Source organism: Campylobacter concisus (assembly GCF_050447445.1).
GTDB classification, from domain to species: Bacteria; Campylobacterota; Campylobacteria; order Campylobacterales; family Campylobacteraceae; genus Campylobacter_A; species Campylobacter_A concisus_BI.
Window position 1 is genome coordinate 235,021 of sequence record NZ_JALMFW010000001.1, and the last position, 22,530, is coordinate 257,550.

Here is a 22,530-nt window from a genome sequence, read left to right on the forward strand (position 1 = left end):
TCTCCCTTAAATTTGATGTGGTTTTATTTCTTTTTATCGTTTGAGTCGTCTTTGGCCGAGTCCTTTTTCTCGCCGTCTTTTTTCAAAAACAGCTCCTTAAAGCGCTTATCCGCAAAGTCCTCGATATCGTTTTGTAGCTGCCTATAGGCGTTTATGAGCTCATGCGCGCGCTCGTTTAGCGTCGTGCCGGCGTTCTCGCCGCCGCCTTGTTTGGTGGTAAAGAGCTCCTCTTTTAGATTTTTTTGCAAAATTTGCAGATGATTCCAGCATTTTTTATAGTTCATGCCTAGGATTTCGGCGGCCTTTGAGATCGAGCCGACCTCGGCGATGACGTCTAGGACTTCGGTTTTGCCCTTGCCGAAGATAAGCTCGCCCTCGTCGTTTTCTATCCAAGTTTTGGTTTTTACTCTCATCTTTTTTCCTTTCTTCTCCTTAAAACACCCCAGCTGGCAGTATTTTACGTCGATTTTATAGTCTTTTAACGTCGATCGGATCACCTTTAGACCCATGCCCGCAGCCGCATCTCTAGCGTCTTTGCACAGGATCCTGTCCTTTTCGTCAGTCATCTGCTTTAGCTGCGTCATAACGGTGTATTTGCCGCGTCCGTTTTCCAGCCCGCCAAATTGTCCTAGCTCGCAGTTGTCGATCTTTACGCCCATTTTTTCGGCTTCGTCGCTAACCTCGCCGATCTCTACGCCCAGTTTTGCGGCGATCTTAAACGCCGCGCCACAGTCCAGCCTGCCCTTTGGATTTAGCAGTTTTGTTATCAGTTCTTGGATTTGCTCACTCATAGATTCTCTCCGCGCCGCTATATACGTTTATGTTTTCGCCGCGCGCAAAGCCGCACAGCGTGAGGTTAAATTTACGCGCTATCACGACGCCTAGGCTAGTAGGAGCCGTGCGTGAGACGAGTATGGGGATGCCGTGCATGACGGCCTTTGCGACCATTTCGGAGCTTAGCCTGCCGCTCACCATCAAAAACGAATTTTGCAGCTGCGAGCCTGCTAGTATAGCTTTGCCGACGGCTTTGTCTATGGTGTTGTGCTGGGCGATATCCTCGCCGATAAAAAACTGCTCGCCGCTAACAAAAAGCTTGGCCGTGTGCACGCAGCCAGTCATCTCGTAAAGCTCGCACTGCGTGTAAAACTGCCCCATCTGGCGCAAAATTTCGTCTTTATTAAATTTAACGTCGCCCTTTATCGAGCGCGCCGCCATAGCCTCAGGATCGATGTTTGCCGTCGAGCTGCGTCCACAGCCGCTGATTATCACCTTTTCCTCATCAAACTGCTCGAGGCGTTTTTCGTTGATTTTAGCCTTTACCCACACGCTTAAAGCATCCTCTGAAAGCTCGATACTCTCGATATCCTCAGGGCTTGCGATCAAATTTTCGCTGATGAGATAGCCTGCAGCTAGTGCCTCCTGATCGGTCGGAGTCGCCATGAGCGCGCCGAAACGCTTGCCGTTTATGTAGATCTCAAGCTTGATCTCGCGCACCAAAATATCATCAACGACGCTTTTTTGCACGCCTTTAAATTTGGTGATTTGGGTCGTAAAAATAGGTTGCATGATTTTCCTTAATTTTTGCGAAATGATAGCCTGAAAATCTAAATTTAAGATTTGATTGTAGTGAAATCTTGCTTAAATCAAGCAAAAACTTAAACGCTTTTTAGCACGTTTTTATCGGTATCTGATGATGATTTATATATGCAAATTTAGCATATATCTTAAGATATTTTTTGACTAAGATTTTATCATTATCTATTATTTATATAAGAAATGAAGGAATACTAAAAATAGTATAAGGCTAGAATTAGATCGCACATAACTTGCCGCATATGTAGGTTAAATCTTGAAAAATTATAAATATAATTTGCGGCCTGACGTAAGACCGAGAAGGAAATTTATATTATAGAGTCAAGTTAAAAAAACTAATTTTTATCAAGCCGTATTTTACTGTTATATGGCTCGTGTATGACTCAAACACGCCGACCGTATATAAAAAGCCCTTAATTATATTCATTAAGGGCTTTTTATATGAAAACTTAGACCTTTTATCGACGAAAAATCATTTTCGAGCGATAAAGTTTCGTCTAAGTTTTTATATTTTTCTTTTTGCCTGACCAAAGAAAAATATAGGCCGTCTGTCAAGACCTTACAGCTAACTCATTTGAGTTTGCTAAGTAAGTATTAACATATTGTCCTATGTAGGGGTTATTTGTCCTTAATATTATGATAAATGGTATCAAATTCTAAGGCTGTATGATAGAATTAGAAGCTATTATTTTTTATTAAGTTAAAGTAAATTTTGGTTTATAGGGAAATTTACTTTTGTTTTTTTATTTGATATTTTAGTACAAATTTTAAAATTAAAGCCCGCTAGACAGATCAGCGAAGCAAGGACGAAGACGTTATCAAGACGCGCGCAAATCACGCTAGCAAGAAGTGCGGCTCCGATAAAGACCAGCCCGCCCATCGTGTCGGCGTTTTGGCCTTTTTTTGGTGCGTTTGCGGAGCTAGCTCGTAGATGGGCTGGGCGGCGTTTTTGGCCTTTGCCCACGCGATAAATTTGGGCAGCGCCCAAACGGTCAAGCAAAATGCGATAAAAAACGAAAATCCCGCGCGAACGGTGATGTACTGAAAGATATTAAAATTTGAGAATTCATAAATATAGTAAAACATAAAAGCCTTTATTTAAAAAAACTAATTTTAGTATAATGCCGTTAAAAAATATCTAAATTTAAGGCGAAAATTTAAAAATGGCGCAAAAAACTATTTTGGTGATCACAGACGGCATCGGATATAATGAAAGTAGTGAATTTAACGCGTTTGCAGCGGCAAAAAAGCCCACATACGACTGGTTGTTTAAAACGGCCAAATACGCTCATAAAAACCTCGGGCCTGGCAGTGGGCCTACCTGACGGACAGATGGGAAACAGCGAGGTCGGGCACATGTGTATCTGCAGTGGGCGGGTTTTGTATCAAAATTTGGTAAAAATTTCGCTCGGTTTTGAAAACGGCTCGCTAGCCAAAAGCGAAAAGCTTTTAAATTTATTTAAAGCTTGCAAACGCGTTCACGTCGTCGGACTCTACTCAGACGGCGGCGTGCACTCGCACATGAGCCACTTTGGCGCGATGTGTTCTCTTGCGGTCGCAAACGGTTGCGAGGTGTTTGCCCACGCGATAACCGACTGGCGCGACGTAGGCCCGAAAAGCGGGCTGGCGTTCATAAAATCGCTGCAAGAAAAGGCGCAAAATAAAGGCTTTAAGCTGACTAGTGTTAGCGGTAGATTTTACGCGATGGACCGTGATAAACGCTGGGAGCGCGTGAAAACAGCCTACGACGCGATGATGCAAGGAGAAAACACGCAAACCGTATCGCCGCTAGAATACGTCATGCAAAGCTACGAGGCGGGCGTGACGGACGAGTTTATCGTGCCGGCTAGCTTTGGCGGATTTGAGGGTATCGGTGAAAATGACGGCGTGATATTTATAAATTTTAGAAACGACCGCGTGCGCGAGATCGCGGCGGCTTTGGGCGATGAAAATTTTAGCAAATTCGCGCGTCCGTTCGTCGTCAAAAATCTACTCACGATGACCGAATACGACGCAAATTTCGCCTTTCCCGTGTTATTTGAAAACGAAAAGCTAAAAAATACCCTTGCCGAAGTCGTCGCAAACGCGGGCCTAACGCAGCTGCACACCGCCGAGACCGAGAAATACGCGCACGTGACCTTTTTCTTTAACGGCGGCGTCGAGGAGCTCGCACAAAACGAAACGAGAGTGCTGGTGCCAAGCCCCAAAGTAAAAACCTACGACGAAAAGCCTGAAATGAGCGCGCAGGCCGTGTGCGAAGCAGTGCTAAAAGGGATGGAGGACGGACAGGATTTTATAGTAGTAAATTTCGCAAATGGCGATATGGTCGGCCATACTGGCGAATTTGACGCGGCAGTTAAGGCGGTCGAGGCCGTGGATGCGGCGTTGGGGCGCATCGTAGCAAAAGCAAAAGAGAAAAACTACGCGCTAATCATCACGAGCGACCACGGCAACTGTGAGCAGATGAAGGACGCGCAGGGCAATCTGCTAACCAATCACACGACTTTTGATGTATTTTGCTTCGTGATGGGTGAGGGCGTAAAGGCGGTAAAAGCGGGCGGTCTAAACAATATCGCCGCGTCGGTGTTAAAGCTGATGGGGTTAGAAAAACCAGCCCAAATGGACGAAGCTTTGTTTTAATAAAAGCCCCATTTTTAAAATAAAGCAACACATAGCTTAGACTTGTTAGTGTGAAGTAAGGCTGCGAAGCGATGTGGTATCTTAGTTTGATTTTTTAGTGAAGCCATAAGGCAAACATTAAGATCATAGTAATTTAGCCCTTTGCAAGCTAGGTTCGAAAAGTATATCAATAATAATTTCAAACACTATGGTAAAACATAAAAAATATAATTATTATTAGCTATAATGCTTCTTTGTATAATTGCGCCCATATTTTCTTATTGGCTCTTCTATTATTTTATAAAAAATTTCTGTCACAAATATTGTAAGTACGATACTAATTAATGAACGCCATATAGGGGTATTGTATGGAGTATCATATAAAAAAGCAAACGATGCTCTAAAATATATGGTATGGGCCAAATATAAACAAAAAGATCTAGTGCCAACCCAATCTAAAAATCCAGAGATTATGTAATAAGATAAAATATAGCCCTTGTTTTGTATAGCTAGAAATACCAAAAAGCTAGATGAAAGTAGCGATGTAACAATAAAAGTATGATGGGAATTTAACAACCTACATACAACAAATAAAATAAAAATTAATGCTATGGTTGCAAGATTATAAAAAACTTTTCCACCTAACTTTGATAGATAGAAATTCGTTTTATCTACATTCCTATCAAATATCAAATATAAAAGTATGCCAGCAATTATACCTTCTGCTCTTATTATACTAAAAAGCTCAAAAGGCAATACAAATACAACGCAATATAATGTGATAAGTAATAAAATAATTCTTAATTTTATATTGGTAAATAAAATTAAGAAAAATGGGAATATGATATAAAATTGCTCTTCGACTGATAAAGTCCAATAAACACCAAATATGCTTTTGCCATGGTCATAATAGGTATTGTAGAAATTAAAAATATTTAGAGCCGCCGCCACCCCCCCCCTTATGTTATACTCCATATAGCCAAAAACATTTGATTTATTTAAAAATGCAGTGCAAAGCAAGGTTATGATGATCCATAAAACAGCCATAGGAGTTATTCTTGTTAGTCTTTTTATAAAAAACGATATAATGACATTTTTTATACTCTTTGATTCAAACTTTGCCTTGTCAATACTTTTTATAAGTGTTTTGCTTATAACAAAACCAGATATAACAAAAAATAGCATGACGCCATTTTCGCCCATAGTGTATTGTCTTATATCGGGATACCAAGAAACTTGATTAAAAAATAATATATCTATATGTGCCCATATTACCATAAGTACAGCAACGGCTCGAAGTCGATCAATCTCTAAATTTCTACCCATGTTTATTTTATAACTTTTAAAAATATTTTAAATTTTGAATTATATATTTATTTTTGTTAAATGTTGTTTAAGAGTATTAAGAATAACTTAAAATATAAATTTATAAATTTTCATTGTTGTTTAGTGGTATTGCCCTTTACTGACTTGTAAATTTACTATATTTAGCTAAAATACAATTTTAATCATCAATGTTATAAGAGCCTTATTTTTCCAAATCTTAACTATCGTATCCGCAAGAATCCCGTCTTGAGAACCGACAAAGCTTAATATTTTTCTCTTCTGTATCGGTTTGAGTATTTGCTAGATAATTAATCTTACTTACACTATCGCCACTCTTTTACCGCAAGCTTTTATGTAGTTAAAGAATGTTTTATACTTGATATTATACGCCCCGCTTTCTATTCTAGCTACGGCTGATTGGGTTATACCCATCCTTTTAGCTACCTCGCTTTGAGTTAGTCCGGCTTTATTTCTAGCGTCTATCAAAGCTTCTATGGCTTTATATTCGTCCTCCAGCGCATCGTATTGCGTTTTAAATTCGGGGTTTTTTAGCTCCTCTTTTAAAACTTCTCTAAAATTAACGGTTCTCATCTTTAAATTCCTTCAGTCTTTGTTCTGCCAAATTTAGTATACTTTTAGGCGTCTTTTGTGTTTTTTTAACAAAAGTTAGTAGGATTATTATTCTTTTGCCGATTTCATAACAATATATGCTTCTAGCTATTCCTTCATCCGACTTTATGCGTATCTCGAACAGCCCGTCTTTTATGCTTTTAGTGTACGGCTCTCCCAAGGTATTACCCCTAGCCTCTAAGAGCTCGAACATTTTATAGCCTCTTTGTCTAAGTCCGGTCGGCAGCTCCAAGAACTCGTCTTTTATGGCTTCGTTTGCAAATTTTACGCTCCGCATCGTAACCCTTTTATGCGACTAAGTCTTATTGTGCCATATATGATATAAAATGCAGTTTATTACACATTTGTCGCTGAATAAATAACTTGTATAAACCTACTCATACAACGTCTCCACCATCTCCCTTCCGCTATCGGGCATTAGTTTAGCGTATCTTAGAGTATGATTGATATCGGAGTGATTCATTAGCTTTTTTATCGTTAGTATCGGAGTGGCTTTTATAGCAAGATGCGAAGCGAACGTATGCCTAAGGGTATGAATAACTACTCTATTGGTTGCGTCGCTTATATCTAAATTTTGATTAAAAAGCTTGTTTAGTAGCGGCTGTAAGACATTTTGAATAGTAGCTTTTGGTTTATTTACCAAAAAGTCGTTCGGGGATAGGGCAGTATAAATTTGATTGATCATCTCCAAGGCCCTTTTGCTTAAAAACCCCGTATACGTGCTCTTTGTTTTAAAATCACTTATGGTAACAGACTTAGTAGATAGCACTAAATCCTTTTTCTTGATGTTTAAAATTCCCTCCAATCTAGCTCCCGTACATAAAGCAAGCTCAACAAACAGCCCTAGGGCGAAGTCTTTCTTGCCCGCTACTTCTTTGCGTAAAAGTTCTATCTCGATAAGCTCCAAAAACCTTTCTCGCTTGTTGTTTGGTTTTTTTAGCTCTATTTTGTACGGGCTAATATGATCGATAAGGTCATTTTTTATAGCGTGATTAAAAATCGTCCTAACTATACCCATTATGGCATTTATGCGAGATTGCGATAATTTACGTTTGGTTTTAGGAGAGATGATTTGAGAGATATCTTTATGATGCTCGTTTATCGTCTCGAGCGTTATCTGCGTCGTAGTTAGACCCCTAACTTATCCTTATGGTAAATTTCATAATCCCTTCGTTGCTCTTTTATATTGATGGCATTATCAGATTCTTTTTCTAGTTTAAAATTAAAAAAGGCGTCTGCGATCTCATCAAATTTAAGCGAGTTTTTGTTATTCTTGGCAGCCATTTTCTTGGATATGCTATCGGGAAGCTCTCCGTTTCTTTGCTTTGCGTCGAATTCTTTCTTTTTGTTATACGCGTAGGTTATATTTACACCTTCGGATTTTGATCCGATTTTGACGTTTGCCTTTTTACCCTCAAGCGTAACTCTCATATAAAAAACCACGTCGCCGTTGGCTAGATTATTAAAGAAAATTCCCGGGTATTTATTGACTCCAAAAGCAGAGTTGTAATTTTTAAGCTTTCCTGCCATAATACCCCCTAAATTTGTTCCCTATTTGTTCCCAAAATTTACAAAAATGCATGATATTCTAGTGTAACGTAGAATATACTTAAGCTATTAAATGGCGTATTTTAGGGATTTATAGAATATTTTGGAGTGTTTAAGAATTATATATTTTTGAACCCAGCATCCGGAGCCATTTATCTTCAAAAATCATTTTAAAATCCCGATTTTAACGATATTTTAAGAACTTTAAGTTTTATTATTTTTTGTATTTTTCCCCTTTATTTACCCTCAGATTTATTTGCTGTTTCAAAGTATATTGTTCTGTTCGCGGTCAAAATACTATTAGATATTCATCTTTGGACGAAGTTAAAATAATTTTTTTCATTCATCCTAGCTTCATTTTAGGCTTTTATAATGCACTCATCCAAACGAAAGTTGGAAATTAAAAAACAAAAGGATCAAAAATGAAAAAGATATTAGGCACGGCAGTTTTAGCAGCAGTTTTAGGAGTAACAAGCTTGCAAGCAGCCATCACATCAAAAGATGCTTTAAATATAGCTGAGAAAATTTCCCAGGCTCAAGTGTCAAAGATATCGAAATGAACGTCAAAAACGGCGTGACATTTTACGAGATAGAGTCTTTTAAAGATATCGTTAAACAAGATATTAAGATCGACGCTAATAGCGGTCAAATCGTCAAAGTAGAGAATAAAAATAAAAAACATATCTTACCGATCGAAGCGGTAGATTTTTCAAAATTTGCCCTAAGCATCGACGAGACTGTGGCTAAAGCGCTAGCACTCGAGGCTGGTTGGAGCCTTGAGGGGGCTGAGCTTGATAACAAAAACGGCCTTTGGGTTTATGAGGTCGAGCTTGAGCGTGGTATAAGCGAGAAAAAGGTGATCATAAACGCTCAAACTGGCGAGATAATCGGCAACTACACAAAGTGATATAGTGCCTTTTTTGGGCGTTAAATTTTATAAAGGTGAAAAAGATGAGTAAAAATTTAGATCAAAATTTAAACGAGAAAGTTAGCAAGCAGAGTTTAGAGAGAAATTTGAATAAAAATTTAAGCGAAAATAAAGTCGCTGATTTTAGCGAAAACGAGAGAGAAAATTTAAGTAAAAATGCTGCTAATAAAAATAGTTACGAAAATTTAAGAAAAAGCGAGCAAAGCTCCGAAAATTTAGATAAAAGCTCTAGTGAAGCAAACAGTAGAGCAGAAATTTTAAGCCAAGGTACCTCAAAATGCAAAGCTCAAAATTTCTTTAAAAAAGCATTTGAACTTTCGCTTCAAGGTGTAGCGGATGCGCTTATCTACGTTGGTAAGGCTGGAGTTTGGCTATCAAACGCTTCAAACTGCCTAAAAGATGAGGCGCAAAGGGTGGAGCTATCAAAGATAAATGAAGGGCAGGCTAAATTTGAAGGACTAGCTCATATCTTGCCAGAAAAAGTTAAAGAGCTAATCTTAGAGCGCCTAAAAGTAGAGCCAGAAGAGGTGGAATTTGCGCCGATCTATCTAGCGAAAAAACAAAACTTTGGCACATTTTGTACGGAGTATTTTTATGAGGCAAGGGCTAAAAATAAGGGCTTTTTGTATGATTTTAAGATCGGCGCAATGAATGGTGAAATTTTAAATCTAAAAATAAAAAGCCAAATTTGATAAAATAGCTAGCAAAACCAAGAGAGGTAAGATGAAAATTTTAGTCGTTGAGGACGAAATAGACCTAAACAACGTCATAGTAAAGCACCTAAAGAAAAACGGATACAGCGTCGATAGCGCGTTTAACGGCGAGGAGGCGATGGACTTTACTGCCGTTGCGCACCACGATCTCATCGTGCTTGATCTTATGATGCCAGTGATGGACGGACTTACATTTTTGCAAAGATCGCGCGCCGCAAAGCTAGCAACCCCTGTGCTGATACTAACGGCAAAGGACGATGTGGAGGACGTTGTAAAGGGGCTCGATGCGGGCGCGGATGATTATTTGATAAAGCCATTTGATTTTAAGGAGCTACTAGCTATAGGGTACGCACGCTCATTCGCCGAAACAGCGGCAATACGGCTAATGAAATTTATGCAGGCGAGCTAAAGGTCGATCTTTCAAAAAAGTCAGTCGAATTTAGTGGCGAGCAGATTGAGCTAACTGGCAAAGAGTATGAAATTTTAGAGCTTTTGATGCTAAACAAGGGTAGAATTTTAACTCGCGATCAGATCAAGGAGCATGTTTGGGATTTCGACTACATGGGCAGCTCAAATGTCATTGACGTGCTTATAAAAAACATAAGAAAAAAGCTTGGCGAGTGCGATGTGATCCAGACTAAAAGAGGGCTTGGCTATGTTATTAAGGATTAAACAAGCTCTCATAAACATCCCAATAACGGTGCGCGTAACGCTTTGGTACTCGTTTTTTATCATCGCTATCGTGGCGGCTCTAGTCGCCATTTCAGCGGTCGTGGCGGATGGGGTTTTTGAGGATGTGAGCCAAAAAAGCTAGCCAAATCAGTCACCAAGATCGCCAATGATATGGATGAGTTTGAGCCATATGATGATGGGATATTTTTTATAAAATATAACGCAAAAGGCGATGTGATCGGCAGTTTAGCGCCAAAGCGCTTTCAAATTTCACTTAAAATGAACAGCGGTGCGGTGCAGCTTTATGAAGAAGGTGAAAACCGCTTTTACTACTACGATATCAAAGCTAAAGGCAAAGATGTCTGGGTCAGAGGCGTGATAAATGCAGAGAAATTTTTCAAAAAAGAGGGGCTATTTTTACTAGCGCTTGGCGTTCTTGTGCCGGTTTTATTTCTCTTTGTGCTTTACGGCGGCTATAAAACGATAAAAAATGCGATGAAGCCAGTCACTATGATGTCAAAAACTGCGCTTAAGATAGGCAGCAGCCGGGACTTTTCAAAGCGTATCGACCTACCTGCTGGCAAAGACGAACTGCACGCGCTTGCGAGCGTTTTTAACCAGATGCTTGACTCCCTTGAAAAGGTCTATCAAAGCAAAAACAGCTCATCTCAGACGTCTCGTACGAGCTGCGAACGCTGCTATCTGTCATCATGGCTGAGAGCGACTACGCCGTAAACTATGCTCAAAATTTGGACGAAGCCAAGGAGTCACTGGGCGTCATCGCCAGGCAGTCTAAAAAGATTGCCTTACTGATAGATCAAATTTTAGAGCTTTCAAGGCTAGAATCTGGTAAAAATTTGATGCTAAAGCGCATAAATTTAAGCTCTATTTTGCAAAATTCAGCCACCGACTATGGGAAGCTAGCTAGCGCCAAAGGGATAAAATTTAGTTGCGAAATAGCACCAAATGTTGAAATTCGGGGCGATGAGCTGATGATATCAAGGCTCGTGGATAACTTTTTAAGCAACGCACTAAAATTTACCACAAGTAAAATTGATCTAAATTTAAGTGTCTCAAAAATGTACGCACTTTTATCTGTGAAAGACGACGGAGTTGGCATCTCGCAAAAAGATAGCGAGCTAATCTGGAATAAATTTTATCAAGCCGATAGCTCAAGAAATAAAAATTTAAACACAGGCAGCGGTCTTGGGTTAGCTATCGCCGCAAACATCGCTAAAATTCACGGCGCAAAGCTTGGAGTAAAAAGCGATACTGGAGCCGGAAGTGAATTTTGGGCAGAATTTGAGCTTGTAAATTTAAAAGAAGTAAAAATTTAGGCAGTTTGCTAAGACAAAATTTATGAAATAGTAAAACAAATACGAGCATAAATTTAAATGCCGCATAAAATGGCGTCTATATTTTTATAGTAAAGCTAAATTTATAAACTTTTGTAGAAATTTCATGGTTAAGTTGCCCCAAAAAGAGCTCTTAGGGCATGCTTATATCATAAACATCAATAAAGACTATCAAAGCTACGAGATAGATGAAGATGGTAGCGGTTGAGGTCTATATAGTAGGTAAAGCACTAAGACGTATGATTTAAAGCCCATTTAAACGGCTTTTAAAAGGGTTTGTAAAAAGATATTTTTCAAAGTAATGTAAATAAATTTTCGCCATTTTGGTTTTGAGCAAAAACCACTCTAGCTACGAATGAACCACTCTTTTCTATGCCTTTTATAACTTTGATATCTAACAAAATTTACAAAATTTAGCCGAGAGCCACAAGTAAAACCAAAAAATAAAAACCAAAAATGCAAAAGACACTAAATTCAGTGCCTTTTATCGCTATCTCTCGCCAAGCTTTCCACATGCATCAGCGCGGCACCTACTGCAATGTGACATTTGATTTATGTCACTACCTATTGATCTACGGATGCGGTGGATCTCATCAGTTGAAGGGGATTTTAAATTTTCAAAAGGAGTGTCATGCACCGGTATCATCGCCATGCAGTTCATTATGTCAGCTCCCCACTGCTTTGCCTTTGCCGAGATGCTTTGGACGTGGTCCATATTGACCCCAGGGATGACGACGGTATTTATCTTTACTAGCATGCCAGCCTCTTTTAGCTTGCGGATGCCCTCGTCCTGGCGTGCTAGCAGTATCATAGCAGCCTCTTCGCCGTAGTAGTTTTTATCCTCATACCTCACCCACGAATAGACCTTCGAGCCAACATCTGGTGTCACGGCATTAACAGTCATTGTCACATGGCTCACGCCAAGACGCACGATCTCATCAACGTGCTCAGGCAGTGCTAAGCCATTAGTTGATAGGCATAGCAGGACATTTGGGAAGTGGGACTTGCACTTTTCAAAGGTCGCTAGCGTCTTGTCAGCATCGCACATCGGATCGCCAGGTCTAGCGATGCCGATGACTGAGATGTCTTGTCTAAATTTAAAGAGCTTTTCTAAAAAATTCACCGATTCATCTGGCGTTTGCACCTTTGCTGTTACGCCAGGGCGGTTTTCATTAGCGCAGTCATATATTCGGTTGCAGAAGTTGCACTGGATGTTGCAGTGAGGGGCAACTGGTAGATGCACGCGTCCGTAGTTAGCGGAGGCCTTTTTGTTAAAGCATGGGTGGCTGTCTAGATCAGCCTTAGTGCGAAAAATCATTAGCTCTTTTTCCTTCCAAATTTAATGGCATTTGCATGGCAGACATTTAGGCAGTCCCCGCAGTTTGTGCAGTTTATCTCATCAGGTCTTGTCCCCATCTCGCACTTGCGCAAGCATGCGTCGCAGTCGTCACAAGCACTTGTTTTATAGACACGAAAGATCGAAAATTTACGCAAAATTTCAAGCACGCCACCTGATGGGCAGACGAAACGGCACCAAAGGTTAGCTACAATTAGCGAGGCTAGCATGACTGAGATGATGATCACTGTGCGAGTGACCCACTCCCATTCGCCAAAGCGAAGTGACAAAGTGACGGCAGTTAGGTACTCATCACTCGTTCTTATAGGTATCATCATGCGTGGATTGCCCCAGATGAAATAGACCCAAAGACTGATTGCTATGGTAGCTAGCATGCCTATTTGAGCGATTATTAGCTTTTTGCTGCGGATTTTTAGCTTGAAAAAGGCAAATTTACCAAGCATTTGATTGACAAAGCCAGCTGGACAGACCCAACCACAAAATGCCCTACCAAAAAGGATGACAAGCGCTGGGATAAATAGCCAAAATCCAAAAAACAGCGACGTGATCCGCCCCCAACAGGTGATGATAGGGCAGCTTTGGCAATTTACAAATGGCACTACAAAAGGGCATCTAAAAATGCCGTAATACGCCCATTGACCGATACCAGCTATAAAGATGAGCTGCACTAAGCGTCTTATCTTTGTTGTGGGAGAGTTTTTGCTTCTCTTTTTTAAATTTACATTGCCGCATGCACTGTTATTAGAGCATGCGCTATTACAGCTACTACACATCTTTTACACCAAACCTTTCTATAAGCTCTAGCCCACGCGCTGAATAAATGGAGGTAAAGCCATGTTTTTCAAAAATTTCTTGCCCTTCAGTGCCGCAAACAAAGTCTGCAAAGTCATTTGCGAGCCTTTCATCTTTTACATATTTCATTATATTTAGCGTAAAAGTGAGCGGTCCAGGCGGGATGAGCTTTTCATCGATGGGCATATACTCGATCTTGTCTTTGAACCTATCGTGTGTTGTTAGGCGCTTTTCGATGATCGAAGCGTCGCCCTTACCATCAACTAGCTCGCACATCATATTTATGACGCATGATCCGTTTGCGACCATGTTTTTCATCACTGCATCAGTGAGGTTTGAGTTTTTTAAGATCCCTTTGACTGGGCCACTGCCAGGGGGCGATGATCTAAGAGGCAGCATCACTCTAACTCCTGGCTCAGCAAGGTCTTTTAAGTCGCGAATGCCAGCAGGGTTGCCTTTTGGCACGACTAGGACGTAGTCGGTAAAGCATAGTGGCCTAAAGTGGAGGCTAAGGCCAGCTTTGCGAAGTTTTTTAGAAAGCTCTAAGACCCTTGCTCCAAAGAGCTCGGTCGTGCTTTGAAGTGCTAAAAGCGACTTGCCAAGAGCACCAGCAAAAGCGCCTGTATATTGGATGTTGTGCCCTGTTCTTGACTCGTAAATGGCGTTTAGCTCATTAAAAGCTTTAGATAGGCCTCCACACGACCAAACTTGAAGCGAGCCAGACTATATGGATCTAACTCGCCCATCCACACTCTCTCAGCCTGACTGGGACGAGAGGAAATTTAGTGCAAAATATGGCATAAAGCTTAAATCAACAGAGCTTACCATAGGTAAAGATACTAAGCTAGTTGGCGACATCACAGCTAAAAACTCGGTCATAAATTTAAGTGGCAAGCTAACTCACTATATCGATAAATTTGATGGCTCAAATACTTATGATGACGGCTTAAAGTACCGCCAGGATATTGAGAGTAAAAATTTACTTGTTAAAGACGTTAAATTTGACAATAAAATCGTCATGGATAGTGATAGCCTGCTAAGAGTGGGAGGCGGCGCAACTAAGCTAAAAGAGCTGGTCGTAAATGGCAAAGATACGCCTCTAGCTAAAAATGTGCTCTTAGGCGATGGTAAATTTGAGGTAGAAAATTTAGAGGTTAGTGGTGCGCAAAAGCTTGGCTTTGAGCCTGATAGCTTCATAAAAAAGAGCCTAAAGATAAAGAGCTTTGGCAGTGAAAATGAGCCAGTACTTGACTTTAAAAAGGTCCTAACCCTTGGCGCTGGGATGAAATTTGATGTTGATTTTACTGCAGCACTTAAAGGCGGTATGGCGCTTGATAAAACATATACTTTAGTAAGCGCACAAAGCATCATAAATGAGGGCGCTATCTTTAACAACGAGCAAAAACTCGGGGATTTGTTTATGACCTATGCCATAAATGGTGGCAAGATCGAGATGAGGCCAAGTGACAAAAAGGGAGAAAATCCAGCCGTTTTGCCAAATATAGTACAAGAGAGGGTTTCTAAATTTAGTCAAAGAGAAAGTAAAATCCTAAGCATGCTAAAAGGCACGCCTGAATTTGTGCAAGCAATCTCAAGTGGTGACAATGAGGCACTAAGAAAGCTAGTGCAAAAAGCGGATAAAGAGATGAAAGAAATTTCTATTTCTTCGCTTAAAGTGAGCATAAAAGCCTTGCAAAATAGTAACGAGCTGATGAACTCTAGGTTATTTCAGGTCACACAGCTAAGGGCAAAGGCTGATATCTCGCAGTTGAAGCTAGCTGGGCTCGAAAGTGACATCATGCCAAGCGCGAAGATAGCTTACGAAGCAGCAGAAGCTAGCAGGGAGAGAAACAACTTCTGGGCAAATGTAAATGGTGCTTATTTTAAAGATAAAATAAGCGATGGCGACCTTAAATTTTATGGTACAAATATCGGCTATGATAGAGGTTATGACGAGTTTATCTTAGGTGTAAGCGCTGGAGTAAGCAAGGCCAAATTTAGCTCAGACATATTAAAAGATGATGCTAAAATTTATAGTTTTGGTGCGTATGGGCTTTTTGAAAGAGGACCTCATGAGATACAAAGCAACCTAAATTTTGCCTTTATAAACTCAAAACGCAGCCTAGATGAGGCGCAAAAAGCTAGCGCAAAAGGCAGAGGCATCCTCTCAAGCAACTACTATAAATATAAAATTTCACTCTCTAAAAGTGGCGAGTATGAGCAAAGCATAAAGCCACTACTAGCACTAGAGCTTGGCGCTAACGGCATTGATGGATTTAAAAATGACCGATATGACCAAAAGAGCATCAATGACTTTAATGTGGCTGTAGCCACAGGAGTAGAATATGCTTTAAACAGCGATAAAAACGCATTTAGCGTGCAATTTTTAGTAAAACAAAGTGTATATAATTCAGAAGATAAGTCTTATGTTTCGCTTAATAATTCAAATGAGTATGTTGATTACAAACTTGATAACAACAAGTTAAGCTATAAGCTTACTTTAAACTCAGAAACCAAACTTAGCGAAAATTTGGTTCTCTCTTCTCAGTTAAGTGGCATGCTTGATAATGATAAAAACTACGGCATAAGTGGTGGTTTAAAGATCGAGTATAAATTTTAAATTTATGTCAAAGTGAATTTAAATTTCACTTTGACGTTGTTAAAAAGCAGATTGTTTTAAATTTGGTAATTTTGAAATCTAATGAAAAATAGTGAAATTTAAAGCTTGAAAGTAGGTGGTGGGTTCACCAGGACTCGAACCTGGGACCATCCGGTTATGAGCCGGATGCTCTAACCAACTGAGCTATGAACCCACAGTTGAAAGAAAATCGTATTATACAAGAAAAAGCTTATCTAAATATAAAAATAGCCTTTTTTATGTGGTGTATAAAGAGAGCAAATTTAAAAAGAAAAGCCCTAAAATAGGGCTTATAAATTATTTATAATTTTTTATTGCAGCGTCTAAAATCTCTTTTGCAGCATTTGCATCTTTAAATTCTTTCACTTTAACCCATTTGTTTGGCTCGAGAATTTTATAAGTTTCAAAGAAATTTTTGATCTTATTTAGTGTCGCAGTTGGCAAGTCTTCGTAGCTTTTTATCGCTTCATATCTTGGATCGATCTTTGTAACTGGCACAGCCAAAAGTTTCTCATCCATACCTGCTTCGTCCTCCATCACGAGTACGCCGATTAGGCGGCACGGGATCACGCTGCCTGCTTGCAGCGGATATTCGTTTAGCACCAAGATATCGGCAGGATCACCGTCTGCTGCGAGCGTGTTTGGTACGAAGCCGTAGTTTGCCGGGTAGAACATCGCCGAGTAGAGCACGCGATCGACTACGACCGCGCCGCTATCTTTGTCGATCTCGTATTTGATGTTCGAGCCGTACGGGATCTCGATCACGGCGTTGATTTTGTCAGGGTTTGAACCAGCTTTGATCTTTGAAACGTCCATATATTCGTCCTTTTTATTAGAAATTTTGGTGATTTTAGTATTTTTTGCATTAAATATGCGTAAAATTTAACTACTTTACAACCTCTACGCTACCTACGTCGATTTCTGTTTTTGTGAAGTCTTTATCCACCTCGCCTCTTATTCTTAAAAGCGTATCTTCGTTGGCTGTTACATTGCCCCATTTTTTGTTGTCGATCTCAACAACGATAACGTCGCCATTTTTATCGACAAATTCATACTTATCTGATTTGATATGTGACTTTATCTTGCCCTCAAGCACGACTTTGGCGTCGTCATTTAGTTTTAAAGCCTCTTTTACGCTTATCGTCTCGCTTGAGTGTTTTGATGCGAAGCCCCCAGCCATTGCGATGCTAGCAGCTAGTGAAGCGATAATGATTTTTTTCATTTTTATCCTTTTAAAATTGGTTGTGAAATTTTAAAAGGATATTACATTTTTGGTGTTAATAAATGGTAAGTTTTAAAACCTTGCACCTTTTGATGCAAGGTCTGTAAATTTATATAAGTTTAGCTAGTAAATTTTTGATGTCAGCTACGATCTCGTCGATGCCACGCTCGCCATTTACCACGTGAAGTAGCTCTTTTTCGCTGTAAAATTTGCGGATAGGTTTGATCGGATCAAGATAGACTTTCATACGGTTGTTAAAGACTTCGTTGTTGTCATCAGCGCCTCTTGCACGGCCAAGTACTCTAGCCCTTGCCACGTCCTCGCTAACATCCACTTCGATGACACCTTTTAGAGAAATTTCATCTTGCTCGCTTAAGACTTTGTCAAGCTCGGTCATTTGCTCAACGCTTCTTGGATAGCCGTCGATTATGATGTTTGATTTATTCGAGCTTTTGATAGCTGAGACGATCGCATTTACGGCAACGTCAAGTGGGACCAAATTTCCTTTTGAGATAAAGCCGTCTATTAGTTTGCCAAGCTCGCTACCACTTGCGACTTCAGCTCTTAAAAGATCGCCAGTTGAAAAGTGCGCAAATTTCTCATCATGCTGTGCGATGATCGATGCATCTGTTGTTTTGCCGCTACCTGGAGCGCCGATGATTAAAAATAAATTTTTCATTCTTTCCCTTTTTTATATTTTTGAGCACCTTTGAATGAGTTTGAAAATTTCACCCTGTAGCAGACTATATGTCTAGCTTTGGGATGAAATTTTCTGCACAACATCCAAAATCATCTCAAAAATTTAATCTTAAATAAAATAACTCAAATTTAGACATCTAAAAGTCTAAATTTATTGCAAAAATTTTAAGCCTTTTGCTCTTTTTCTCTTATCCTTAGTCCTAGCTCCCTAAGCTGTTCGTTGCTAGCGTGGCTTGGTGCCTTTGTTAGTGGGCACTGAGCACGTTGTGTTTTAGGGAAGGCTATGACGTCACGGATCGAGCTTGCTTTATTTACAAGCATATTTAGCCTATCAAAGCCGATCGCGATACCACCATGTGGAGGTGCACCAAATGTCAAGGCATCAAGCAAGAAGCCAAATTTCTCATGCTGCTCCTCTTCATCTATGCCAAGAAGTTTAAATACTTTTTGTTGGATATCGTTCTTGTGAATTCTTATACTTCCGCCGCCAAGCTCAAAGCCGTTTAGTACGACGTCGTGAGCGATAGAGAGGATATCCTCAAGATCAGGCTCGTCTATATTTTTTGGCATAGTAAATGGATGGTGCATCGCAGAGTAGCTGCCATCGTCATTTTGCTCAAACATTGGGAAGTCAAGCACCCACAAAAACTCAAGTTTGTCTTGATCAATGATACCCATTTGTTCAGCTAGGAAAATTCTAAATCTTCCCATATAATCAAGCACGATCTTTTTCTTGCCAGCACCAAAGAATACAACGTCACCAACTTTTAATTCACATCTTGAGACGATCTCGTCAAGATCGCTTTGTTCAAAAAATTTGCAAAGTGGGCCTTTTAGTCCTTCTTCTTTCATTTGGAAGTAGCCAAGACCTTGTGCACCAAATTTACGTACAAACTCCTCAAATCTATTCATCTCGCGCTTACTAAAGATGTTGTCGCCATTTGGCACTTTTAACGCTTTGATACGGTTTTTCTTCTTATCTTTTGCGATAGAGCTAAAAATTTCATTGCTTGAGCGCTCGAAAATATCAATCACATCGATCATTTTTAGATCATATCTAAGATCAGGCTTATCTGAGCCATAAGTCTCAGTCGCCTCTTTGTAGCTCATGCGTCTAAATGGCGTTTTGATGTCGTGTCCGCAGGCTTTAAAGATGTCTTTTAACATCGTTTCAGCCATATTTATGATATCTTCTTGCTCTACAAAGCTCATTTCGATATCTATTTGGGTAAATTCTGGTTGGCGATCAGCCCTTAGATCTTCGTCACGGAAGCATTTTGCGATTTGGAAATATTTATCAAAACCAGAACACATCAAAAGCTGTTTAAATAGCTGCGGGCTTTGTGGGAGTGCGTAAAATTGGCCAGGATATACACGGCTCGGCACTAGGTAGTCTCTAGCACCTTCTGGTGTTGCACGTGTTAAAACCGGAGTTTCAAACTCGATAAAGCCCATTTTGTCTAGGCTGTTTCTAGCTGCTATCGCCGCGCGAGAACGCATTTTAAAGATATTTTGCAAGCGTTCGCTTCTTAGATCTAAAAAGCGGTATTTTAGCCTAATGTCCTCATTTACGCTCTCATCGCCTATCATAAATGGTAGCGGCTCGCTTGGATTTTCGATGATTAGCTCACTTACTATTACTTCTATCTCACCAGTTTTTAGCTTTGGATTGGTTAGTCCTTCGCCTCTAGCCCTTACTTTTCCTTTTGCTTTTAAGACATATTCATCTCTTACTTTTGCAGCAATATCATGTGCTTCTTTGCTGTCAGCAGGGTCACAGACTAATTGTATTAGCCCGCTAACGTCTCTTAAGTCGATGAAAACAACGCCACCGTGGTCTCTATATGTGTTTGCCCAGCCACAAAGTATTACTTCTTTACCGATGTCAGCTTTGCTAAGATCGGTGCAATAATGACTTCGCATAAAATGCTCCTTTGCAATGTTTTTTAGGCAATTATAATCGCTTTTTTCTTTTGAAAAGCTTTGTTAAAATAAAATATGTTACAATCATTTACATGAAAAATGAACAAAAATTTAATACTTTTTGCACAAAAAAAGTAGGACTTATTGCTAAAGATTATCCATTATTTAGGCAAGATTTAGAAAAATTAGAAAAAATTTTAAAAAAGTATAACGCAGAAATTTTGCTTGAAAAAAATTGTGCTAAGCGTATAGAGAAAAATGGTTTTGAACTGATAAAACTAGCCAAAGAGTGCGAATTTTTGATCACTCTTGGCGGAGATGGCACGATCATTTCAACTTGTAGAAAGCTAGCTCACATCTCGCCACTTGTCCTTGGCATACACGCTGGTAGACTTGGATTTCTAACTGACATAATGATTAATGAGAGTGAGAAGTTTTTTAAAGACTTTTTTGATGATAAATTTGAGGTAGAAACGCCTTTTATGCTTGATGTTACGCTTCATAAAAATGATGGCAAAACTGAGAAAAAGATAGCATTTAACGACGCGGTCATCGTTAGTAAAAATGGCGGCTCGATGACGCATATCGAGGCACTTTTAAATGAAAAGTATTTTAACTCATATTACGGAGACGGCGTCATAGTGGCAACACCAGCAGGAACTACGGCATATAATATGAGCGCAAATGGCCCTATCATATATCCGCTAAGCGAGGTCTTTGCGCTAACTCCCATCTGCTCGCACTCGCTCACGCAGCGTCCAGTCGTGCTTACGAAAAACCACACGGTCAAATTTAGAACAAATAGCGACGCCATTTTAGTCATAGACGGACAAGACCGCTTTGATATGAGTAAAATTTCAGCCGTTAGCATGAGTCTGAGCGATAAAAAAGCGAGGCTGATACGCCATATTGGCAGGGATTATTTTCAAATTTTAAAAGAGAAACTTCACTGGGGTTATAATGATTGATCGAATTTTGATTAAAGATTATCTAAATTTTAAAAATGTCGAGCTAAATTTCAAAGAGGGTCTTAGTGTATTTACGGGCGTTAGTGGTACAGGCAAGTCCGTGCTAATGAGCGCTATTATGGCTGTTTTTGGGCTAAAAGATAGCGAGGCGAGGCTAATAGAGGCTGACGTAGAGCATAAATTTGAGCTTGATGAGTTTGGCATAGAAAATGAAGAGGTCAATGTTTTCAAGCTTTTAAAAGATAAGAGCACGAGATATTTTATAAACCAGCAGGCTATTTCAAAGAAAAATTTAGCCCAGGTAGCGCGTGAGCATATCAAATATCTCTCGGCAAAAGAGGCAAATGAATTTGAAAATGAGAAATTTCTAAATTTGCTTGACAGGCTAGAAATTTCGAAAAATGAGAAATTTAAAGAAACAAAGCAGAAATTTGAAGAGGCCTTTTTGGAATTTTCTAAAATTTCAAAAGAGCTAGCCACTATAAAAGAGGAAGAGAAAAAGGTCGAGGAGCTAAAGGAGCTTGCTAGCTTTGAGATCGAGAAGATAAGAAGTGTTGGGCCTAAAAAAGGCGAGTTTGAAGAGCTTATGGAGACTAAAAAAAGGCTTAGTAAAAAGGATAAGATAAATGAGGCGTGGGCTAGAGCTGAGCGGATATTTGAGCTAGAGCACAGCGTAAATGAGGCGCTAAGTATCAGCGATCTTGATAATGGCTTTTTTGAAGATGCGATGAACGAGCTAAGGGTCGCAAGAGATAGCCTAAATATGGAGGAGCTTGACGATATCGACGTGGAGAGCGTGCTTGATAGGATAGAGGCGCTAAATGCTATCATCAGAAGATATGGTAGCGAGGAAGAGGCGCTAGAGGCACTTGATAAAAAGGAAAAAGAGCTTGCCAGGTATGAAAATTTAAGCTTTGAAAAGAGCGAGCTTGAGAAAAAATTTGAAATTTTGAGCAAAAAGGCAAATGAGCTTGCCAGTGCTTTAAGCAGGGCAAGGAGCGTAAATTTAAAAGAGCTTGAGGCTATGATAAATTTATATTTAAAAGAGCTTTATATGCCAGATATCACGCTAAAGATAGAAGAAAAAAGACTTGATATTTTAGGGCTTGATGAGGTTTGTCTAAATTTAAATGAGACTTCGCTTAAAAATTTAAGTTCGGGCGAGCTAAACCGCCTAAGACTGGCTTTTATAGCCGCATCTAGTGAGATCACAAAAACGGGCGGTGATGTCATCATACTTGATGAAATAGATGCAAATTTAAGTGGAAAAGAAGCGATGAGTATAGCAAATGTTTTGCTTAAGCTTGCAAATTTTTATCAAATTTTTGCCATTTCTCACCAGCCACAGCTTAGCTCAAAGGCAAATTCACACTTTTTGGTAGAGCGTCATGGAGAAAACTCGGTCGTAAGAGAGCTTGGCAAAGATGAGCGAGTGAGCGAATTGGCACGTATGATAAGCGGTGAGCACATAAGTGAAGAGGCAATAAATTTTGCGAAAGGGCTTTTAAAGTAGCTTAATTTAAATTATTAATTTAAGCTTTATAAAT

Annotated in this window: 24 protein-coding genes, 1 tRNA gene and 3 pseudogenes; 12 read left to right on the top strand and 16 right to left on the bottom strand. The window is 39.7% G+C overall.

What is annotated here, in order from left to right; all coding sequences use genetic code 11:
- Positions 1-23: 23 nt before the first annotated feature.
- The 3 genes and pseudogenes from MTT30_RS01195 to MTT30_RS01205 form a co-directional block, all read right to left on the bottom strand.
- Complete coding sequence (locus MTT30_RS01195) at positions 24-791, bottom strand: winged helix-turn-helix domain-containing protein (RefSeq protein WP_429800701.1); 768 nt, start codon at positions 789-791, stop codon at positions 24-26.
- Complete coding sequence (fdhD, locus tag MTT30_RS01200) at positions 784-1,566, bottom strand: formate dehydrogenase accessory sulfurtransferase FdhD (protein WP_429800702.1); 783 nt, start codon at positions 1,564-1,566, stop codon at positions 784-786. Before fdhD ends, MTT30_RS01195 begins: the two co-directional genes overlap by 8 nt.
- Positions 1,567-2,368: 802 nt before the next feature.
- Positions 2,369-2,679, bottom strand: a pseudogene (locus tag MTT30_RS01205) (phospho-N-acetylmuramoyl-pentapeptide-transferase); the annotation flags it as partial.
- 77 nt (positions 2,680-2,756) lie between these two features.
- Between MTT30_RS01205 and gpmI the strand changes: the two are divergent.
- A pseudogene (gene gpmI / locus MTT30_RS01210) lies at positions 2,757-4,233 on the top strand (2,3-bisphosphoglycerate-independent phosphoglycerate mutase).
- A gap of 216 nt (positions 4,234-4,449) precedes the next feature.
- Here the strand turns inward: gpmI and MTT30_RS01215 are convergent.
- The 5 genes from MTT30_RS01215 to MTT30_RS01235 form a co-directional block, all read right to left on the bottom strand.
- Entirely contained in the window at positions 4,450-5,538 is a 1,089-nt protein-coding gene (locus MTT30_RS01215; RefSeq protein ID WP_429800703.1) for an acyltransferase family protein, read from the bottom strand.
- A gap of 318 nt (positions 5,539-5,856) precedes the next feature.
- Positions 5,857-6,129, bottom strand: a complete 273-nt coding sequence (locus tag MTT30_RS01220) for a helix-turn-helix domain-containing protein (RefSeq protein WP_429800704.1) — start codon at positions 6,127-6,129, stop codon at positions 5,857-5,859.
- Positions 6,116-6,445 (bottom strand): type II toxin-antitoxin system RelE/ParE family toxin, encoded by a 330-nt coding sequence (locus MTT30_RS01225; protein ID WP_429800705.1) that lies wholly within the window; start codon positions 6,443-6,445, stop codon positions 6,116-6,118. The genes MTT30_RS01220 and MTT30_RS01225 overlap by 14 nt, the downstream gene beginning before the upstream one ends.
- Before the next feature lie 96 nt (positions 6,446-6,541).
- The gene (locus MTT30_RS01230) at positions 6,542-7,186 is read right to left on the bottom strand and encodes a tyrosine-type recombinase/integrase (RefSeq protein WP_429800706.1); all 645 of its coding nucleotides are present in this window, start codon (positions 7,184-7,186) and stop codon (positions 6,542-6,544) included.
- Positions 7,187-7,296: 110 nt separating this feature from the next.
- Positions 7,297-7,698 (bottom strand): hypothetical protein, encoded by a 402-nt coding sequence (locus MTT30_RS01235; protein ID WP_180382159.1) that lies wholly within the window; start codon positions 7,696-7,698, stop codon positions 7,297-7,299.
- Between the two features lie 440 nt (positions 7,699-8,138).
- On the opposite strand from MTT30_RS01235, the gene MTT30_RS01240 reads away from it, so the two are divergent.
- The 8 genes from MTT30_RS01240 (at position 8,139) to MTT30_RS01275 (ending at position 11,366) form a co-directional block, all read left to right on the top strand.
- Positions 8,139-8,276, top strand: coding sequence for a hypothetical protein (locus MTT30_RS01240; RefSeq protein WP_429800707.1), 138 nt, complete (start codon positions 8,139-8,141; stop codon positions 8,274-8,276).
- Positions 8,273-8,623 (top strand): PepSY domain-containing protein, encoded by a 351-nt coding sequence (locus tag MTT30_RS01245; RefSeq protein ID WP_429800708.1) that lies wholly within the window; start codon positions 8,273-8,275, stop codon positions 8,621-8,623. Before MTT30_RS01240 ends, MTT30_RS01245 begins: the two co-directional genes overlap by 4 nt.
- Positions 8,624-8,667: 44 nt before the next feature.
- Complete coding sequence (locus tag MTT30_RS01250) at positions 8,668-9,336, top strand: hypothetical protein (RefSeq protein ID WP_429800709.1); 669 nt, start codon at positions 8,668-8,670, stop codon at positions 9,334-9,336.
- 31 nt (positions 9,337-9,367) lie between these two features.
- Positions 9,368-9,766, top strand: a complete 399-nt coding sequence (locus MTT30_RS01255) for a response regulator (protein WP_429800710.1) — start codon at positions 9,368-9,370, stop codon at positions 9,764-9,766.
- 86 nt (positions 9,767-9,852) lie between these two features.
- Complete coding sequence (locus MTT30_RS01260; protein ID WP_429800711.1) at positions 9,853-10,029, top strand: winged helix-turn-helix domain-containing protein; 177 nt, start codon at positions 9,853-9,855, stop codon at positions 10,027-10,029.
- Positions 10,013-10,171, top strand: a complete 159-nt coding sequence (locus MTT30_RS01265) for a hypothetical protein (RefSeq protein ID WP_429800712.1) — start codon at positions 10,013-10,015, stop codon at positions 10,169-10,171. The genes MTT30_RS01260 and MTT30_RS01265 overlap by 17 nt, the downstream gene beginning before the upstream one ends.
- 29 nt (positions 10,172-10,200) lie before the next feature.
- Positions 10,201-10,764, top strand: coding sequence for a HAMP domain-containing protein (locus MTT30_RS01270; RefSeq protein WP_429800713.1), 564 nt, complete (start codon positions 10,201-10,203; stop codon positions 10,762-10,764).
- A complete protein-coding gene (locus MTT30_RS01275; protein WP_429800714.1) occupies positions 10,740-11,366 on the top strand; it encodes a sensor histidine kinase in 627 nt (208 codons plus the stop codon). The genes MTT30_RS01270 and MTT30_RS01275 overlap by 25 nt, the downstream gene beginning before the upstream one ends.
- Before the next feature lie 508 nt (positions 11,367-11,874).
- Here the strand turns inward: MTT30_RS01275 and MTT30_RS01280 are convergent.
- The 3 genes and pseudogenes from MTT30_RS01280 to MTT30_RS01290 all read right to left on the bottom strand — a co-directional run.
- Complete coding sequence (locus MTT30_RS01280) at positions 11,875-12,702, bottom strand: radical SAM protein (RefSeq protein WP_429800715.1); 828 nt, start codon at positions 12,700-12,702, stop codon at positions 11,875-11,877.
- Positions 12,702-13,514, bottom strand: a complete 813-nt coding sequence (locus MTT30_RS01285; protein ID WP_429800716.1) for a 4Fe-4S binding protein — start codon at positions 13,512-13,514, stop codon at positions 12,702-12,704. Before MTT30_RS01285 ends, MTT30_RS01280 begins: the two co-directional genes overlap by 1 nt.
- Positions 13,507-14,235, bottom strand: a pseudogene (locus tag MTT30_RS01290) (substrate-binding domain-containing protein); the annotation flags it as partial. The pseudogene MTT30_RS01290 and the gene MTT30_RS01285, both read right to left, overlap by 8 nt.
- Before the next feature lie 25 nt (positions 14,236-14,260).
- On the opposite strand from MTT30_RS01290, the gene MTT30_RS01295 reads away from it, so the two are divergent.
- On the top strand, positions 14,261-16,153 hold the full coding sequence (locus tag MTT30_RS01295; protein ID WP_429800717.1) for an autotransporter domain-containing protein: 1,893 nt from the start codon (positions 14,261-14,263) through the stop codon (positions 16,151-16,153).
- Positions 16,154-16,269: 116 nt separating this feature from the next.
- On the opposite strand, the gene MTT30_RS01300 is transcribed toward MTT30_RS01295, so the two are convergent.
- The 5 genes from MTT30_RS01300 to aspS form a co-directional block, all read right to left on the bottom strand.
- Positions 16,270-16,346, bottom strand: a tRNA-Ile gene (locus MTT30_RS01300).
- A 122-nt stretch (positions 16,347-16,468) separates the two neighbouring features.
- Positions 16,469-16,987, bottom strand: a complete 519-nt coding sequence (gene ppa / locus MTT30_RS01305; RefSeq protein ID WP_103579567.1) for an inorganic diphosphatase — start codon at positions 16,985-16,987, stop codon at positions 16,469-16,471.
- A 70-nt stretch (positions 16,988-17,057) separates the two neighbouring features.
- Positions 17,058-17,393 (bottom strand): NirD/YgiW/YdeI family stress tolerance protein, encoded by a 336-nt coding sequence (locus MTT30_RS01310; RefSeq protein WP_429800718.1) that lies wholly within the window; start codon positions 17,391-17,393, stop codon positions 17,058-17,060.
- A gap of 109 nt (positions 17,394-17,502) precedes the next feature.
- Positions 17,503-18,072 (bottom strand): adenylate kinase, encoded by a 570-nt coding sequence (locus MTT30_RS01315; protein ID WP_429800719.1) that lies wholly within the window; start codon positions 18,070-18,072, stop codon positions 17,503-17,505.
- 185 nt (positions 18,073-18,257) lie between these two features.
- Positions 18,258-20,015: an aspartate--tRNA ligase gene (aspS, locus tag MTT30_RS01320; protein ID WP_429800720.1), complete on the bottom strand. Its 1,758-nt coding sequence runs from the start codon at positions 20,013-20,015 to the stop codon at positions 18,258-18,260.
- Positions 20,016-20,107: 92 nt separating this feature from the next.
- Between aspS and MTT30_RS01325 the strand changes: the two genes are divergently transcribed.
- Together MTT30_RS01325 and MTT30_RS01330 are read left to right on the top strand one after the other, a co-directional pair.
- A complete protein-coding gene (locus tag MTT30_RS01325; RefSeq protein ID WP_429800721.1) occupies positions 20,108-20,983 on the top strand; it encodes an NAD(+) kinase in 876 nt (291 codons plus the stop codon).
- Positions 20,976-22,496 (top strand): AAA family ATPase, encoded by a 1,521-nt coding sequence (locus MTT30_RS01330; protein WP_429800722.1) that lies wholly within the window; start codon positions 20,976-20,978, stop codon positions 22,494-22,496. The genes MTT30_RS01325 and MTT30_RS01330 overlap by 8 nt, the downstream gene beginning before the upstream one ends.
- The last annotated feature ends 34 nt before the right edge of the window (positions 22,497-22,530 follow it).